Origin of the sequence: Nocardia sienata NBRC 100364 (genome assembly GCF_001613205.1) — a bacterium.
Lineage (GTDB): Bacteria > Actinomycetota > Actinomycetes > Mycobacteriales > Mycobacteriaceae > Nocardia > Nocardia sienata.
In genome coordinates, this window is the sequence record NZ_BDBX01000004.1 from 437,497 (window position 1) to 453,761 (window position 16,265).

A 16,265-nucleotide genomic window follows, 5' to 3' on the forward strand; every position below is an offset into this window, starting at 1 on the left:
GGATCGCGCGACGGTGCCGATGATCCCGGACCTGATCACCTCGAACGGGCCGCTGCTGGTCGTTGTCGCGGCACTGGCGACCATGGTGTGCGCCGCCCTGCTCACCCACGGTGTCCTGCGCGTGCTGCTGATCGCGCAGGCGGTGTACTGGGCGATGTCCTATGTCGCCCGCCCGGTGGTGCTGCTGACGGTACGACCCGACCCGCATTTCGGTGACAATGTCGCCGATCCGCGGCTGGCGGAGATCGGGTACGACGTGGGGATCGAGGCCGCGTTGCGTCCGGTGGCGTTCGGTCTCACCGTCTACGCGCTGATCGTGCTGGTTTTCGCGCTGTGGACCCGGAGCCGGCCCCGGCCGGGACGGGCGCCGCTGGCCGGCGATCCGGATCTGATCGCCACCCTGTGGGTCCTCTACGTCCTGGGCACTTTCGCCCGGCTGGTCAGCGTGGCCACCGGCGCCGCCGGGCAGGCCGGCGATGTGCAGAGCGCCTCACCGGTGCTCAGCCTGCTCACCATGCCCGCCATCCTGGGCGCGCTCGGATTGATCGTTTTCGTCCGTCCGCCCCGGCAGTCCGGCACCATCGCGGTGCTGGGCGTGCTGATGGCCGGTGAACTGTGGTGGACCACGGCCACTGAATCGAAGACGCCGATCCTGGGCGCCGCGCTGGCGGTCGCGGTGCGTTTCGCACTGACCGGCTGGACCCGGGGCAAAGTGCTCGGTATCGGGGCGGTCTCGGTGACCGGTATCGCCGGCTTCGACTGGCTGCAGTCGCTGAAGACCTCACCGTATCTACGCGCCGAAGCGGCCGCAGTGGACGGAGCCTACCCCGACGGGGTGCGCCCGTTCCTCAGCCTGCTGCGCCGGTTCGACCTGCTCGAGGCCGCCACCGACGCCTACTACGTGGGGCCGCACTCATGGTTGAGCCCCGGCGAGGTGATCGGGCATCTGGCGCGCAGCATGGTGCCGGCGCAACTGCTGGCCGAGGAAAAGCTGCACGCCGGAACCGCTTGGGCGAGCGAGGTGCGCGGCGCCTCGGTGGATATGAGCCAGGTGTCGGTATCGCTGGCGGAGGGCAATATCAGCGAGGGCTATGTGATCGGCGGCCTGCCGGGGGTGGTCGTCGGGGTCACGTTCACCGCGGTCGTCCTGGTGGGTTGGGCGCGGTCGCTGTACGCACGGCATCTGGTACCGGTGCTGTTCGGTATCGCGCTGATCGAGGTGCCGGTCGTCTTCGAACGCGGCATGCTCGGCAGCGCCGAAACTCTCGGAAAATATCTGCAGGTCGTGGTGCTGGCCTGGCTGGTCCGGCTGGCCGTGGGCCAGTGGCGGCGCATACACGGACCGCCCGGCGAACCCGACGGACAACCAGCGGCCGGACCCGTGGCGGTACCGGTCGGCGCAAGCGTGGGAAGTGAAGGAAATCAATGATGGAACTGCCCGACTACCTGCGCCTGCTGCGCCGCTACTGGGCGGTGCTGCTGGCGGGTGTGGCGCTGGGCGTGGGATCGGCGGCGTATCAGGTCCAATCGACGCCGACCACCTACACGGCCACCAGCACCCTGTACGTATCGATGGCCACCGGTACCTCGGTGGCCGATTCCTACCAGGGCGGTCTGGCCGCCCAGCAGCGGGTGCGGTCCTACCTCGAGCTCGTCACCAGCGACCATGTGGTGGACCGGGTCATCGGCCAGCTCGGGCTGAACCTGGACCGCGACGAACTCCGCGCCGCGATCGCCGCCGACACCCCGCCGGCGACCTCGCTGCTGCGGGTTTCGGTGACCGACGAGGATCCCGAGACCAGCCGGGTGCTCACCGACCAGGTGGTCGCCCAGTTCCGCGCGCTGGTCGACGAACTGGAGACCATCGAGGTCACCGCCGCCCCCGCCGCACGGGTCGCGGTCGTCGACGCGGCCCAGGCACCGGCCGAGGCCAGTGGCCCGGGCGGGACCCGGCTGTACGCGGTCGGTGCGCTCGCCGGCCTGCTGCTCGGTGCGGGCCTGGCCTACCTGCTGGACCGCATGAACAAACGAGTCCGCGACAGCGCGGAACTCGCGGCGCTGGGGCAGCCGGTACTGGGCACGGTGGCACTCGGTACCGACCGGGAGCCGGCCGAGCTGCGGGCGCTGCGGGCGCGACTACCCGAGGCGAAACCGCTGATCTTCACGGCACTGGACGCCGATCCCGAACCCGCCCTCGTCCTCGGCTCGGCATCGGTGCTCGGTGCCACCGGCGCACAGGTTCTGGTGATCGATGCGAACACGACCGGTCACGGTGTCTCGACCCTGCTGCCCGAATCCGTCCTCCAGTCGCCCGCGACGACCGGCGACTGGCCGGTCCGGGAGGGGAAGCAGGCCCGGGAGCTGGTGACCGCCGCTTCCGGTCGCACCTCCGCGGCGATCCGCGGTGAGATCTTCGACCCCCCGACGGTCAAACTCGATCTGCGTACCAAGCCGGTCGCCGCCCTCGACGAGCTGCCGGCGGCCGCGATCCCCACCAAAACCGGCGCGCGGGCGGCGGACGGACTGGTCGCCATCCTGCGCGAAGATATCCATCTCGACGAGGCCTTCGTGCTCTGGCCCCAGCGATCGGTGGTCGTCCTGGCCCTGGGCAGCTCCGACGAACGCACGCCGGATCTGCTGGCCTCGACTCGGTTCGAGACCATTCTCGGCGAGGTCGCGAAACGCTTCGACCGGGTGATCGTCGATGTCTCCTCCGCCGACGCCCCGGCCGTCGCGCCGAAGGCAGCCGGCACTGTCGCGGTGGTGCGGCTCGGTAGCGGCCGGCGCGACCGGATCGAGTCGGCGCTGACCGCGCTCACCGCGGCCGGTGCCACCGTATCCGGGGTGGCCGCGGTAACGCCCCGCCGGACCTGGTGGCGGCGGTCGTGAGCGAACATCGAACGCGCCGGGAAGACGGGAAGCGGCGGATCCAGCGGCGCGATCTGCTCGCGGCGAGCCTGGGCGCCGCCGGAATCGGGGCCGTCACAATCCCATTGACCGCGTCGGGCCCGCCGGCGCCCATCGTGCTGGCGACCGGCACCGCCTCGCCGACCGTGCGCGATATCCGCGCGTTCGGCGCGGTCGGCGACGGGGAAGCCGACGATACCGAGGCGCTGGCCGCCGCGTGCCGCACCGACGGCGCTCCACCGGTGGTGTATCTACCCGCCGGCGAGTACCGGGTCACCGCCTGGCCCGACCTGCCCGACCACTCCGTCGTCTACGGCGACGGCGCCGATGTGACCACGGTGTTCTGCGACCAGGACACCACCCTGGTCGATCTGGAGGGCAAACAGCGGGTCCGGTTCGCGCGCATGGGGCTCTATCTCTCCGGCCCGCAGGCGACCGCGGTCCGGCTCACCGAATGCTTCCGCTGCAGTTTCGATACCGTCCTCATCCGCGGCAACCACCTCGCCGACAACTATCCCCGCTATGCCGCGCAGACGGGTGTGGTGCTGGAGGCGAACACCGGCGGCACCTCGTTCATCGACTGCGATATCAACAATTTCGGTGTCGGCCTGGCGACCTCCTGTATCCAGAACTACGTCACCTCCTCGAAGTTCTCCGGTAACCGCATCGGGGTGCTCGGTACCGGCAACGACCACAACGCCGGGTTGTCGCTCACCAACGTCGAATTCGTCTCCGACAACGACCCGGCGACCACCGACCGTCACCTGTTCGTCGACGGCGCCGCAAACAACTGGTGGCTTACCAATGTGTGGTTCGAGGGCTCCGATATCGCGGTACAGGTCGGCACCGCGGGCAAGGGCGGGCCGTCCCAGTTCGGCATGGTGAACTGCAAAGTCGCGGCGCGTTCATGCGATATCGACCTGATCTATTGCCGGCAACCGTATCTGGCGAATATCGCATTCGACGCCGACCCCGGCGGCAGCCCGGTCGAACTGCGGATCGCCGAGGCCGGCTGCCCGGAGGGGATCGCGGTGAATCTCATCTCCGGCGCGGGGACCGAAATCGGCCCACGGGTGTTCCCCAGCAACTGGCAGGTCCTGGGCCGCGGCCAGACCCACCGTCCGACATTCACCGGTCCGGTCACCGCCCGCGCCGAGGGCGCGGAGGAGATTTTGCGTGCCGTCGCCCCCGACGGTGCGGGCCTGGCTTCGGTGCTGGCCAGTGGGGCGTGGCTGTCCGACCATGCCGACGCCGGTGTCATCCTGCGGGATCCCGACGGCGGGTACTGGCGCCTCGTGGTCGCCCCCGACGGTGCCCTGCGCACCGCGCCGCTGGGTCGCGACCGCCCGGTGCGCTGAGATGACCGCGCACGTCCCGGGAACCCGTCGACGGCGGTGGCGGGTCGCGGCCGCCTTCGTCGTCCTGGCGACCCTGGCCGCGGTCGCCGGATGGCCGGTGTTCGTACGACCGCAGGTGGACCCGCTCCGCCGCGCCGACGCCATCGTGGTGCTCGGCGGGACCCCGTACGAACGATTCGATGTCGGACTCGAATTGGCCCGGCAACAGTGGGCGCCGGAGTTGCTGATCGCCGCGTCCACCGGCCTCGACGATCCACGGATGGACCGATACTGCGGCACCGGATACCCGTTCCGGGTGACCTGTTTCGAACCCCACCCGTGGACCACCCGCGGGGAGGCCCAGGAGATCCGCCGCCGGGCGGAGGCGGGCGGCTGGCGGCACATCATCGTCGTCACCTTCACCCCGCACGTCTCCCGGGCCCGCTATATCGTCGGCCGCTGCTTCGACGGTGAACTCACCATGATCGCCAGCCCGAGCCGTACCGACCCCGTGTTCCAGGCCTGGATGTATGTACGGCAGACCGCCGGATACCTCAAGGCCTTCACCGAATCCGGCTGCTGAGCCGCGAAGGAGCGAGTGTGATCACCGATTTCGGCCGCAGCGCCGGCGTCCAGGCGCGGCTGCACGACCTGGTGCCCGGCGGCGCGCACACCTATGCCCGTGGCGCCGACCAATACCCCGAGCAGATGGCGCCGGTACTGGTGCGCGGCCGAGGCTGCCGCGTCACCGATTGCGACGGCAACGAATTCGTGGAGTACGGGATGGGCCTGCGGTCGGTGACGCTCGGGCACGGCTACCGCCCGGTCGTCGACGCGGTGACCGCCGCTGTGGCCGACGGCGTCAGCTTCTCCCGGCCCACGGTCACCGAACTGTCCGCCGCCGAGGACTTCCTGGCACTGGTCCCCGGCGCGGACATGGTGAAATTCGCCAAGAACGGCTCCGATGCCACCACCGCAGCGGTGCGGCTGGCGCGCGCGGTAACCGACCGGATCACCGTCGCCGTCTGCGCGCAGCCCTTCTTCTCCGTGGACGACTGGTTCATCGGGACCACCGCCATGTCGGCCGGAATCCCACCCCAGCCGACCATCTCCTTCCCCTACGGGGACCTGCCCGCCCTGGAAAGCGTGCTGGCGGGGCGCGAGATCGCCTGCGTGATCATGGAAGCCGCGACCGCGCTGCAGGAACCTCCGCCCGGCTATCTGCTCGGCGTACGAGAGCTGTGCGACCGATACGGAACGCTGCTGGTGTTCGACGAGATGATCACCGGGTTCCGGTGGGCGGCCGGCGGGGCGCAGCAGGTGTACGGCGTGGTGCCGGATCTGTCGTGCTGGGGCAAGGCGATGGGTAACGGTTTCCCGATCGCCGCCCTCGCCGGGCGCCGGGAATACCTCGAACTGGGCGGTTTGCGGACCGACGCGGACCGGGTGTTCCTACTGTCGACCACCCACGGCCCGGAAACCGGTGGGCTGGCCGCCTTCCGGGCCGTCGTCCACGCCTACGCCACCACCGACCCGGTGGGCCGGATGGAGGCCGCCGGCCGGCGACTGCGGACGGGGATCGAGGAGATCACCGCCGAACTGGGTATCGGCGACCGGCTGTGTCTCGCCGGACGCCCATCGTGCCTGCTGTTCCGGACACTCGATCCGGACGGCAACCCGTCGCAGGAGTTCCGCACACTCTTCCTGCAGGAATTACTGCGCCAGGGCGTACTCGGGCAATCGTTCGTCACATCCGCCGCGCATACCGACCGCGATATCGACCACACGATCGAGGCCTGCCGCCACGCCGCCACGATCTACCGACGGGCCCTCGACCAGGGCACGGTCACCGGCCTGCTCGTAGGCCGCCCGGTGGCTCCCGCGCTGCGTGCCCACGCCGCACCCCGCCGCCTGTTCACGGAGGTCGCCCGGTGACCGCGAACCCTGCCAGCCCCGGCCCGGTAACGCACCGCAACCCCGGCACCCGGCCGACTGCGCCCGACCGGCCGGGTGCCCCCAGGCTGGCGATCGTGCACGAACGGTTCACCGAATACGGCGGGTCGGAAGCGGTCGTCGGGGAACTGTGCCGGACCTGGCCGGACGCCCGGGTGTTCGCACCGATCGTCGATCCCGCCGCAGCCCCGGCGATCGCGCACCCACCGTGGGACACCGTCTCCGGAACCCGGCTGTCCCGCCTCTACGAGCTCACCGGTAAGCGGTCCCACGCGCCACTGCTGCCGCTGGTCCCCCGAGCACTGCGCCGCCTCCCCCTGCGCGCGGAGTACGACGCGGTGGTGATCAGCCATCATGCCTTCGCGACCCAGGCGGTCTTCGCCACCGACGCGCCCGTGATCGCCTACGTACACAGCCCCGCCCGCTGGGCCTGGGACCCCGCGTTCCGTGCCCGCGAAGCCGACGGCCCCGCCGGGCGCGCCGCGCTCGCCGCACTCGGTGTGCTGGCCCGGCGTACCGAGACCGCCGCGGCACCCCGGCTCGCGGCGGTGGTCGCGAACAGCCGTGCGGTGGCCGACCGGGTGCGGGATTGGTGGGGACTGCCCGCCACGGTCGTCTACCCCCCGGTACACCTGGACCGCTTCGCCGCGGATCCGGCGGTACCGCGCGAGGATTTCCTCCTGTTCGCCGGCCGACTGGTCCCCTACAAACGCCCCGACCTGGCCATCCGTGCCGCCCAACGGGCCGGCCTGCGCCTGGTCGTGGTCGGCGACGGCCGCTACCGCCGCCGGCTGGAGGCGATCGCCGGTCCGGAAACCACCTTCCTGGGCGCCACCCCGGACGCCGTCCTGGCCGATATGTACCGCCGCTGCCACGCCCTGCTCATGCCCGGGGTGGAGGATTTCGGCATCGTGCCGGTGGAGGCGATGGCCTGCGGGGCGCCCGTCCTCGCGGTCGGAGCGGGGGGCGCCCTGGACACAGTGATCCCCGGGCGCACCGGCGGACATATCGCGGGGGGTGCCGACGAGGAGGTGATCGACGGTTTCGCGGCCGCCCTCCGCGATCGGTCCACCACCGATCTGGACCCGGCCGGGATCCGCGCACACGCGGAATCGTTCGCTCCCCCGGTGTTCCGCGCTCGGATGGCGGAAACGGTGACCCAGGTGCTCATGAGCTCGAACCCATCCATTCCGTAGATCTTTCGATCGCATGGCGGACAGCCGATCGGCTGGTCGAAAAATCATGTTTTGATGCGCATATCGTGGTATCGCAAAGGATTACGTCGGCCGATGCCACCGCCCGGGCAGGCTGTAGCGCAGTCGGCAACCGCTCCCGCGCGCGCCCTGCAGCGGCAGGACATCTGACCGCCCGTACCAGAACCGGGTCCACGGACTCGGCAGCGGCGCCGATCCGGCTCGCCACATACGGGCGCGCCCGGAACCGAGCGCAACCGAATCGCAACCTCGAACGGGCCAGCGCCTGAGCGTCCGGGTGGTGCGAGGTGCGCCGGATCGTGTCCGATCTCGTCTCGGCCGTCGCGAAGCGGCGGGCACGCGGGGTGGAATTCGAGAGCGAGGGCGAGGCAGTGTCGGGGCGAATCGATAGTCTGCCGGAATGGTCAGACCGGATCCGGCACTGCGGCGTCTGCTGCGCGAAACAGGAAAGTTGCTACAGCCGTATGGTTTTCACGGCACCGATGCCCCCTGGGTGCGGGTCGAGCCGGGCGGCGTCGCGTCCGTCGGCCGCACCCGGGTGTCGCGAACCTGGGCCGACGGTCAGCAAGTCCTGCGATTCGGCCTGCAACTCGATGCCACGCCGCGGGCATGGTGGGAATTCGAGAACTGGCGCAACGAACGGCTGGGTCTGGCCCCGGTTCCGCTGGAGGAGGCCACCGGCCCGGACCTGATCGACGACCACGGCATGCCCGCGGAACTCATCCGGCCGTGGTCGCTGCGGGTCGATCCGGAGCAACCGGGCGGGCACGCACTACAGACCGATCTCGACACCATTCGCACCGAACTCCCCCGGCGGGTCCACGCCTACGCGCGCCGGGCGATCCAGCTCGCCGACCCCGACCGCTACCTGACCGAACTCCTGGCCCAACCCGGTGACCGGATCGGCACCCGGGAGGCGATCGTCGTGCTGCTCGCCGACCGCGGGCCCGGACCCGAGCTCGACACGGCGATCCACCGCTTGCGCACCTGCTTCGCCCACCGCACAGCCTCGGAGTTCGCGGAGGAGGTCATCACCTACGCGCAGACCCGGGCCGCCGCCGTCGTCTGAACGGCGGCCGTGCCCGCAGATCAGCGGCGCACGAGCCGGCGAACCCGGGCGCGGATCCGGGCGGTGCGTGATTCCGGTTCCGGGATATCGACCGCCTGCTCGGTGGCCACCGCCTGCGCGAACCGGGCATGCAACTGCTCGCGTACCTCGTCCGGAGTGTAGGCGCGCCGGCGGCGTTCGGCGCGCACCACCACCACACCGGTGGCCACCACACCGGCCGCTCCCGCCAAACCCAATACCTTCCACCACCTCATAACGCATAGGCTACTTCCATGGCGGGTGCGGATCTCGATCTCGACCGGGCTGTCGAGATCACCAGGACAGGCGATATCTGGTTGTTCCGTGGGCATTCCACGGCCGATCGGATGATCCGGATGACGACGAACAGTCCGGTCAACCATGTGGGTATGTCGGTGGTGATCGACGATCTGCCCGCGCTGATCTGGCACGCCGAACTCGGCCGGTCGCTACCCGATATGTGGTCGGGCACCGCACACCGCGGCGCTCAATTGCACAACCTACGCGACGCGGTGCTGACCTGGGCGAACCGCTACGGCCAGCAGGCATGGCTGCGCCAGCTCGAGCCGCCCGCCACCCGGGAGATGGAGGACGGCGTGCTGCGCACGGTGGCGCGGCTGGACGGCACTCCGTTCCCGTCCACCGCCGCGCTGGCCGGGCGCTGGTTCCGGGGCCGGGTCCGGCTGCCGCGCCGACGTTCCCGCCCGCCCGCTGCCCGCGAGGTGGAGAACGCCTACTGCGCGGAGATCGTGGCGGCCACCTACCAGGCGATGGGGCTGCTCCCGGATACCCGCAGCCCCGACTGGTACGACCCCGGCCGATTCTGGAGCGGGGACCGCCTGCGGCTACGCGGCGGCCGTACGCTCAGCGGCGAGATCGCCGTCCACACCCCGCCCGAGCCGGCGAACTGATCGCCGGCCGGGGACTGCCACGGCCTACCGTGGCGCCCGGGTGTCAGCCGGCGGCGCGCTGATACGCCTCCAGCACCACACCGGGGATGCGGCCGCGATCGGGCACCTCGTGCCCGTTGCGCCGAGCCCATTCCCGCACCGCTTTCGCCGAGTGCGGGCGGTCCGGTGCCTGCCCCTTCACCCGGCGCTGTTTGCCGACTCTGCGGGCGAACGGCACCCATTTGTCCAGCGCCGCGCGGAATTCCCGCGCGTTCTCCTCGGAGAGGTCGATTTCGTACAGCAGTCCGTCGACTCCGAACGACACCGTCTCCGCCGCGACGGATTCGCCATCCAGATCATCGACCATTGTGACAACTACCCTGCGCGCCACACCCACATCCCTTCACTCACTACACCACCGGCCGACCCGGCACGCGACACCGTACTGGTACCACCCTCTGATACCGCCTCAGAAACGCTGAGAAACCAATGAGAAAGAGGCACTTGGACTCTCGTCCGACATTGCCGGGCCGCGGTAGCGACGCCGGGCGGGTGGCCGCACCGCACCGGAAAAGCTCCGGCCCTACCGGTTCCCGGGGGCACCCCAGACCCCGCGCCGAGGGCCACTACCTCGGCATACAGCGTCGGCAGGTCCGTTGCGCGGGCGGTGCGCGCGGGCCCGATCAGCTCACCGGCGCACGACCCGACCCCGGTGCGGGCGGTTCCCGTAGAAACCGGAGCATTCGCTCGGCGGCATCGCGCGCGCTGTGCCCATCCCATATGGCGGGCACCTGTCGTTCCGGGATCCGGAACAGCCCCCAGTGCCGCATCCGATAGTGATTGGCGATCTGCCCGGTCGGCAAGGTCGCGTACACAACGAACCAGCCACCGCCGAAACAGAGTTCACCGTCGCTGTGCCGGATGCTCTTGTGCACGTCGTATCGGTCGCAGCGCGCCCATTCGTTGAACACGAGCGCGTTGTACAACATCCGATAGTGGTACAGCTCGGCGAACGTGTGGACGCCGTCGCTGGTGTTCTCGTCCGCCTCGCCGTGCACGCCGCCTCCAGGTCACTCAGTGGTGGTGATCGGACGAATACCCGATCCGGGTACCATTCGACGCGATGCACATCGACTCGATGCTCGATTCGCTGGACGGACTGTCCGTGGGGGATGCACTGGGGCAACAGTTTCCCGTCATGCGCCGGTCCATCGACGATCTCCGGGCAGGGGAGCTGCCCACCGGGCGGCAATGGGCGTGGACCGACGACACCGAAATGGCCTGCAGCGTGGTGGCCGAACTCCTGCGCAACGGTGCGATCGACCAGGATCGGCTCGCCACCGCTTTCGCGCGCCGGTTCCAGCCACATCGCGACTACGGGTTCAATACGGTCGGAGTGCTGCGCCGGATCGGCGCCGGCACACACTGGCGCGACGCGGCCGGGGCGTTGTTCGAGAACCAGGGATCGCGGGGTAACGGGGCGGCCATGCGGGTCGCCCCGCTGGGTGCCTGCTTCGCGGGCGATCCGCAACGGATCGTCACCGAGGCCGCCCGGTCGGCCGAGGTCACCCACACCCATCCGGAGGGTATCGCCGGCGCGGTCGCGGTGGCGCTCGCCGCCGGTCTGGCCGCCCACACCCGGCGGACCGGCATCCGGCCCTCCCCGGCGGAGTTCATCACCGCCGTGGTGGACCGGCTGGCCGACAGTGAGACGACCCGGCTGATCCGCCGGGCCGGATCCATGCTGGATGTCTCCGCGCCGGAAGCCGCGCACGAGCTCGGCAACGGCTCACTGGTCACCGCACAGAACACGGTGCCGTTCACGATATGGGTGGCGGCGAGTACCCTCGGCGACTATCCGGCCGCGATCACCACCTGTATCGCGGCGGACGGCGATATCGACACCACCAGCGCCATCACCGGTGGAATCGTCGCCGCCCATACCGGCACCGGCCCTCGGCCCGGCGCAGTGCCGCGGCCGTGGCTCACCGCGCGCGAACCGCTGCCCCCCTGGTTCGACCCGCAACGTCGGCCACCCCGGCCGAAGGGGCTGGCCCGGGTGCGCCGCTGGCTGCCCGGAGGCTCGTGACAGACGGGCGAGCGCGCACATCCCCCGGCTGTGGCCGATCGAATGGCGTGGCTCATCACGGCTGCCGGGGCAGGCCGGCGTTATCGGTGGATACGGTCCTGCCAGTCCGCGGGGACCCGATCTCGCGGCCCCGGCACGGTCTGTGAGCTCGGGTGATCACGTGGCGGAGCGAGTTCCGGCCCCGCCTCGTACATCTCACCGGACCGGTAGTCCCAGAACCAGTCCTCTCCCGGTTCGTAACTCTGCACCAACGGATGCCCCGTCGCGGTGAAGTGCGCGGTGGCGTGCTGGGCAGGAGAGGAATCACAGCAGCCGATATGCCCGCACTGGGCGCACCGCCGCAGGTGTACCCACCAGCCCTGCGCCTTTTCGCATTCGACACATCCCGGGCCGCTGGGCGGCGCAGCCGGGTCGACGCCCTCGATGGCCTCAGACATCATGTACCTCCGCACATGCCGATGGGGACGATTTGTCGCGCTGCCCGCGGTCCGCGGGCAGCGCGGGCCGATGGCAGGACTCCGCCGCGCTGCGGCCACGATCCGAACCCTACCGCGTCCGCCCGGCTCGACCGACCCCTGCGCGTACAGGTCGTATGTACGAGGTCGGTGCGGTGATCCGCAGGGCCCGGTCGGCGAACCCCGCCACCGGTGTGACCGTGCTCCGTTTCACCGGCCCGGACCCGGGTACGCGCCCGACGCCGGCGGTCGCCGGCCACAGTGACGGGAGGAGAGCGGCATGGCGGATGTACACGGGCACCGGCTCACCGGAATCCGGGCGGCCACCACCCTGGTCGATCTGGGGTTCCCGGCGATCGCCGCGGGGGTGATCGCGCGCCGCCGGCCGATGCTCGGACTGCTGGAACGTCTGCGTGCCGATGAACGCGCGATCGAGCGGATCCGCGCCCTGCGTGCGGAGTTCGGCCGCGGACCGGTCGAGTTGGTGGTGCCCGGCCGCCGGATCATCGTGATACTCGACCCCGAGGATGTGGGCCGGGTACTCGACGAAGCGCCCGTCCCGTTCGACCCGGCGAACCGGGAGAAGCGCATCGCGCTGGGCCAGTTCCAGCCGCACGGCGTGCTGGTATCCCAGGGGCCGGTCCGCGAACGGCGACGCGCGGTGAACGAGGCGGCGCTCGACACCGGCGCACCGCTGCACCGGCTCGCGACGCCGTTCGCGGCGAAGGTGGCCGACGAGGCACAGGATCTGCTCACCCGCGCCCAGGGACGCGGGGTGCTGGACGCCGCGACGTTCACGGCCGCGTGGTGGCGATTGGTGCGGCGGATCGCGCTCGGTGAGCGGGCCCGGCACGACGATGCGATCACCGACGAGTTGTGGCGGCTGCGGTCGGCCGCGAACTGGTCGTTCCTGGCACCCCCGCACCGCAAACGACGCGACCGGTTCTTCGCCCGGTTGTACGACTACGTGGAAGCGGCGGAACCGGACAGCTTGGCAGGGGCGCTGGCCGCGGTTCCCGCCGCTGGAGCGGTCGACCCGGTGGGCCAGATGCCACAGTGGCTGTTCGCCTTCGATGCCGCCGGTATAGCGCTCTCCCGGGCCCTGGCCCTGCTGGCCGACCATCCGAACCAGCGGGAGCGGGCCCGCGCCGAATCCGAGGACCCCGGGATCGCCGGGTTGCGGCCCTATCTCCGCGCCTGCGTACTCGAATCGATCCGGTTGTGGCCCACCACTCCGGTCATCCTGCGCGATACCACCGAGTGGACCCGGTGGCGATCCGGCTCCGCGGAGTTCGCCCTGGAGCCCGGGGCGGCCCTGGTGATCGTGGCGCCGGCCTTCCACCGCGATCGCGATACGCTACCGTTCGCCGACCGGTTCGAACCCGAGATCTGGCTGGATGGGCGGGCGCAGGGATATCCGCAGCTGGTGCCGTTCAGCGCCGGCCCCGCCGAATGCCCGGGACGGAATCTGGTGCTGTTCGTCACCAGCGCCCTGCTCGCGCATATGGTGTCCGGGCCGCAATTGCGCCTACGCTCGCATCCGCCACTCGGCCCTTCCGCGCCGCTGCCCGCCACCCTGAACAACTACGGGCTCGAGTTCACGGTCGTGCCGGGCGCAGAAGCGCCCAGAACAGCGGACGTCGCGCCGCCGCGGTGAGCACGGAACCCCGGCCCGCCGGCTCCGCCCGGGTGGTCGCCACACCCGCTCGGCCCAGCGTCGCGAGCAGGTTCCGGCACGCCTGTTCGTAGCGGCGGCACGCCTCGGCACACACTCCACAGTGCTCGTGCGTACCCGCATACCGCAGGCATCCTTCCCAGGCATGCGGCGCACGCGGCAGCGCAGGCCTCGAGGAGCGGCCGGGCCGGTGCGGTGCGGCCGCCGGGGTGAGCACACGACCAGTGGTGTCGCAGATCTCGGCACAGTCCGGATCAGTGCGGATGCAGGTCACCAGGTCGGCGACCGCGGCTTCCTGAGGCAGGAGTCCGCGCACGCGGTACACACCTGCGCGCACGAGAAGCATTCCTCGATACACCGGGTCAGGGCGGTGCGGACGATCCCGTCCAGGTCGTGGGGGTACAGGTCCGGCATTTCGTCCGCATGCCTCATGGTGGGCTCCTCGGTCCGGTCGACCGCGGCTCGACGCCGACCGGCAAGGTCGGGTGGGCGTGCAGCGGCAGACCGTCGCGGGCGGGGAACCCGGCGGGTGTCATGGGCGCCGCGGTAGAGATGCCAGTCCTCGTTACCGTCGGTCCTGCGTCGGGCGCACAACGTGCGCAGCACCACATCGAATAATTCGCTTTTCAAACACCGAATTAATATGGTGGCCTCGTGCAACTCTCCCGCTTCAGCGATCTCGGCCTGCGTGTGATGATGCGCCTGGCCGTCAGCGGGGCCGCGGCCGAGCGGGTCACGGTCAAACTCGTCGCCCGTCAGGTGAACGCTTCGGAGCACTACATCGCGAAGGCGGTGACCGAACTCGCCGCACTGGGCCTGGTGGATTCCCACCGTGGCCGCACCGGTGGCATCTTCCTCACCGAGCGCGGACGCTCGGCCACCGTCGGCGAGATCATCCGCGGCCTCGAGAGACAGGCCGAAGTCGTGGAGTGTACGGGCGCCAGCCCCTGCCCGCTGGCCACCGCCTGCCGTTTGCGGAATATCCTGGCCGACGCCCAGGACAGCTTCTACCGGCATCTGGACCGATACACTCTCGGCGATCTGGTGGACAGCCGGACTGTGCAATTACTACATATGCCAGAGCTTCGGAAAAGCTAGATCCGTCTACGCGGCATATGGCACAGTAACCCGATTCCAGAACCCGGAGAACAATATCTCTCTCCTGGAGTCCATTCGCTTCAGCGGTAGATACTTCCTCGCGGTGTGCACACTTATCATGCTGCTGCACAGCATATTTCGGCTCCTACCGGACCACTGTGGCACTGCCTACATATTCCGCACGACGGCGGGTAATTTACTTCACGCCCGCTCGGCACCATTTCCGTGGCCGAATTGGATACCGTCTTGTCGTGGCACTCGAGCCGCAATTCAGCTCGACGAGGAGAACATTATGACGACCGTCGCGACATCGGCCCTGGACCTTCCCGCGGAATTGGAGGCGCATCACGCCGATGTGGTCCGTGCGACTCTCCCGGTGATCGCTCAACATATCGACGACATCACCACCCGGTTCTATGAGTCGATGTTCACCGCCCGCCCCGAGCTGCTCGCCGACCTGTTCAACCGCGGCAACCAGGCACAGGGCGCACAACAGCGGGCGCTTGCCGCGTCGATAGCCACCTTCGCCACCCACCTGGTGGATCCGGCACTACCGCATCCCCGCGAGATGCTGACGCGGATCGGACACAAGCACGCCTCCTTGGGCATCGTGGCCGAACACTACCCGGTGGTGCACGAGCATCTGTTCGCCGCGATCGTGGACGTGCTCGGCACCGAGACGGTCACCGCGGAAATCGCAGCGGCATGGGATCGCGTCTACTGGCTGATGGCCGACGCCCTCATCGAGATCGAGCGCGCACTCTACACAGACGCCGGGGTAGAGCCCGGCGACGTTTTCCGCGAGACAGTGGTCATCGAACGCACCGACGACCCATCCGGCGTTGTCACCTTCGTCGTGGAAGCCGCCGACCCCGCCGATCCGCTCCCGGACTTCATTCCCGGACAGTACGTCTCCGTCGGCGCGAGGCTTTCCGACGGGGCACGCCAGCTGCGCCAGTACAGTCTGGTCCACGCACCGCGCGACGGGCGGCTCGCCTTCGCCGTGCGGCCGGTGGCCGCCACCGCCGACCAACCGGCCGGGGAGGTCTCGAACTGGCTGGCCACCCACATCGCAGTGGGCGACAACCTGACGATCACGCTGCCCTTCGGCGACCTCACCATCGACACCGCCGCGACCACACCGGTAGTACTGATCTCGGCCGGAATCGGTATCACCCCCATGATCGGAATCCTCGAATACCTCGCAGCCGGCACCTCCCAACGGCAGGTTCTCGTCGCACACGCCGATCGCAGCCCGGAAACCCACCCGCTGCGCATGGTCCAACGCGACCTCGTGGACCTACTACCGAACGCCGGCCTCGAACTGTGGTACGAGCAGCCCTCCGACAACGGCCGGCCCGGCACACTCACCGTGTCCACGCTCGAGCTGCCGGCAGAGGCCGATATCTACGTGTGCGGCGGGCCCGGATTCCTGCAATCGGTACGCGCCCAGCTGACCGCCGCCGGAATTTCCCCCGCGCGAGTGCACTTCGAACTGTTCAGCCCCGACGACTGGTTGCTGCAGTGAGATACCGGACCGGTTCGGTCAGGGTGTGATGA

Annotated in this window: 16 protein-coding genes and 1 pseudogene; 12 read left to right on the forward strand and 5 right to left on the reverse strand. The window is 69.8% G+C overall.

All coding sequences use genetic code 11. From position 1 onward, the window contains the following. Positions 1–19: 19 nt before the first annotated feature. From NS4_RS05070 to NS4_RS05100, 7 genes are all read left to right on the forward strand, one after another. Complete coding sequence (locus NS4_RS05070) at positions 20–1,429, forward strand: hypothetical protein (RefSeq protein WP_063058261.1); 1,410 nt, start codon at positions 20–22, stop codon at positions 1,427–1,429. After that, positions 1,426–2,889 (forward strand): hypothetical protein, encoded by a 1,464-nt coding sequence (locus tag NS4_RS05075; protein ID WP_084486761.1) that lies wholly within the window; start codon positions 1,426–1,428, stop codon positions 2,887–2,889. Before NS4_RS05070 ends, NS4_RS05075 begins: the two co-directional genes overlap by 4 nt. Then, positions 2,886–4,265, forward strand: a complete 1,380-nt coding sequence (locus NS4_RS05080) for a glycosyl hydrolase family 28-related protein (protein WP_245665076.1) — start codon at positions 2,886–2,888, stop codon at positions 4,263–4,265. Before NS4_RS05075 ends, NS4_RS05080 begins: the two co-directional genes overlap by 4 nt. 1 nt (position 4,266) lies before the next feature. Next, positions 4,267–4,827 carry a YdcF family protein gene (locus tag NS4_RS05085; RefSeq protein ID WP_063058425.1) on the forward strand — a complete coding sequence of 187 codons (561 nt, stop codon included), beginning with the start codon at positions 4,267–4,269 and terminating at the stop codon, positions 4,825–4,827. Positions 4,828–4,847: 20 nt separating this feature from the next. Continuing rightward, a complete protein-coding gene (locus tag NS4_RS05090; protein WP_063058427.1) occupies positions 4,848–6,179 on the forward strand; it encodes a glutamate-1-semialdehyde 2,1-aminomutase in 1,332 nt (443 codons plus the stop codon). Positions 6,180–6,265: 86 nt separating this feature from the next. Beyond that, positions 6,266–7,393, forward strand: coding sequence for a glycosyltransferase (locus tag NS4_RS05095; RefSeq protein ID WP_063058428.1), 1,128 nt, complete (start codon positions 6,266–6,268; stop codon positions 7,391–7,393). Positions 7,394–7,811: 418 nt separating this feature from the next. Next, complete coding sequence (locus tag NS4_RS05100; protein WP_063058263.1) at positions 7,812–8,480, forward strand: hypothetical protein; 669 nt, start codon at positions 7,812–7,814, stop codon at positions 8,478–8,480. Between the two features lie 20 nt (positions 8,481–8,500). Here NS4_RS05100 and NS4_RS05105 read toward each other — a convergent pair whose 3' ends face one another. Beyond that, the gene (locus tag NS4_RS05105; RefSeq protein ID WP_063058264.1) at positions 8,501–8,734 is read right to left on the reverse strand and encodes a hypothetical protein; all 234 of its coding nucleotides are present in this window, start codon (positions 8,732–8,734) and stop codon (positions 8,501–8,503) included. Between the two features lie 18 nt (positions 8,735–8,752). Between NS4_RS05105 and NS4_RS05110 the strand changes: the two genes are divergently transcribed. Beyond that, positions 8,753–9,409 (forward strand): hypothetical protein, encoded by a 657-nt coding sequence (locus tag NS4_RS05110; RefSeq protein ID WP_063058265.1) that lies wholly within the window; start codon positions 8,753–8,755, stop codon positions 9,407–9,409. 43 nt (positions 9,410–9,452) lie between these two features. Here NS4_RS05110 and NS4_RS05115 read toward each other — a convergent pair whose 3' ends face one another. Next, on the reverse strand, positions 9,453–9,779 hold the full coding sequence (locus NS4_RS05115) for a histone-like nucleoid-structuring protein Lsr2 (protein WP_063058429.1): 327 nt from the start codon (positions 9,777–9,779) through the stop codon (positions 9,453–9,455). A 292-nt stretch (positions 9,780–10,071) separates the two neighbouring features. Then, positions 10,072–10,446, reverse strand: coding sequence for a WDGH domain-containing protein (locus tag NS4_RS05120; protein WP_063058266.1), 375 nt, complete (start codon positions 10,444–10,446; stop codon positions 10,072–10,074). A 65-nt stretch (positions 10,447–10,511) separates the two neighbouring features. On the opposite strand from NS4_RS05120, the gene NS4_RS05125 reads away from it, so the two are divergent. Further along, the gene (locus NS4_RS05125) at positions 10,512–11,477 is read left to right on the forward strand and encodes an ADP-ribosylglycohydrolase family protein (RefSeq protein ID WP_245665078.1); all 966 of its coding nucleotides are present in this window, start codon (positions 10,512–10,514) and stop codon (positions 11,475–11,477) included. A gap of 80 nt (positions 11,478–11,557) precedes the next feature. On the opposite strand, the gene NS4_RS05130 is transcribed toward NS4_RS05125, so the two are convergent. Beyond that, the gene (locus NS4_RS05130) at positions 11,558–11,914 is read right to left on the reverse strand and encodes a UBP-type zinc finger domain-containing protein (protein WP_063058431.1); all 357 of its coding nucleotides are present in this window, start codon (positions 11,912–11,914) and stop codon (positions 11,558–11,560) included. A gap of 298 nt (positions 11,915–12,212) precedes the next feature. Here NS4_RS05130 and NS4_RS05135 point away from each other — a divergent pair, with 298 nt between their 5' ends. Beyond that, positions 12,213–13,589, forward strand: a complete 1,377-nt coding sequence (locus NS4_RS05135; RefSeq protein WP_063058267.1) for a cytochrome P450 — start codon at positions 12,213–12,215, stop codon at positions 13,587–13,589. Here the strand turns inward: NS4_RS05135 and NS4_RS34025 are convergent. Then, positions 13,531–14,039 (reverse strand): annotated as a pseudogene (locus NS4_RS34025) (four-helix bundle copper-binding protein). The gene NS4_RS05135 and the pseudogene NS4_RS34025 overlap by 59 nt on opposite strands. A 222-nt stretch (positions 14,040–14,261) precedes the next feature. Between NS4_RS34025 and NS4_RS05145 the strand changes: the two are divergent. Beyond that, positions 14,262–14,705: an RrF2 family transcriptional regulator gene (locus NS4_RS05145; RefSeq protein ID WP_063058268.1), complete on the forward strand. Its 444-nt coding sequence runs from the start codon at positions 14,262–14,264 to the stop codon at positions 14,703–14,705. Between the two features lie 292 nt (positions 14,706–14,997). Next, the gene (locus NS4_RS05150) at positions 14,998–16,233 is read left to right on the forward strand and encodes a globin domain-containing protein (RefSeq protein ID WP_063058269.1); all 1,236 of its coding nucleotides are present in this window, start codon (positions 14,998–15,000) and stop codon (positions 16,231–16,233) included. The last annotated feature ends 32 nt before the right edge of the window (positions 16,234–16,265 follow it).

Excerpts from the sequence above, each read along its gene's own strand:
- NS4_RS05070 (WP_063058261.1), top strand. The coding sequence starts at position 20 with ATGATCCCGGACCTGATCACCTCGAACGGGCCGCTGCTGGTCGTTGTC.
- NS4_RS05075 (WP_084486761.1), top strand. The coding sequence starts at position 1,426 with ATGATGGAACTGCCCGACTACCTGCGCCTGCTGCGCCGCTACTGGGCG.
- NS4_RS05085 (WP_063058425.1), top strand. The coding sequence starts at position 4,267 with ATGACCGCGCACGTCCCGGGAACCCGTCGACGGCGGTGGCGGGTCGCG.
- NS4_RS05100 (WP_063058263.1), top strand. The coding sequence starts at position 7,812 with ATGGTCAGACCGGATCCGGCACTGCGGCGTCTGCTGCGCGAAACAGGA.
- NS4_RS05105 (WP_063058264.1), bottom strand. The coding sequence starts at position 8,734 with ATGAGGTGGTGGAAGGTATTGGGTTTGGCGGGAGCGGCCGGTGTGGTG.
- NS4_RS05110 (WP_063058265.1), top strand. The coding sequence starts at position 8,753 with ATGGCGGGTGCGGATCTCGATCTCGACCGGGCTGTCGAGATCACCAGG.
- NS4_RS05125 (WP_245665078.1), top strand. The coding sequence starts at position 10,512 with ATGCACATCGACTCGATGCTCGATTCGCTGGACGGACTGTCCGTGGGG.
- NS4_RS05130 (WP_063058431.1), bottom strand. The coding sequence starts at position 11,914 with ATGTCTGAGGCCATCGAGGGCGTCGACCCGGCTGCGCCGCCCAGCGGC.
- NS4_RS05135 (WP_063058267.1), top strand. The coding sequence starts at position 12,213 with ATGGCGGATGTACACGGGCACCGGCTCACCGGAATCCGGGCGGCCACC.
- NS4_RS05150 (WP_063058269.1), top strand. The coding sequence starts at position 14,998 with ATGACGACCGTCGCGACATCGGCCCTGGACCTTCCCGCGGAATTGGAG.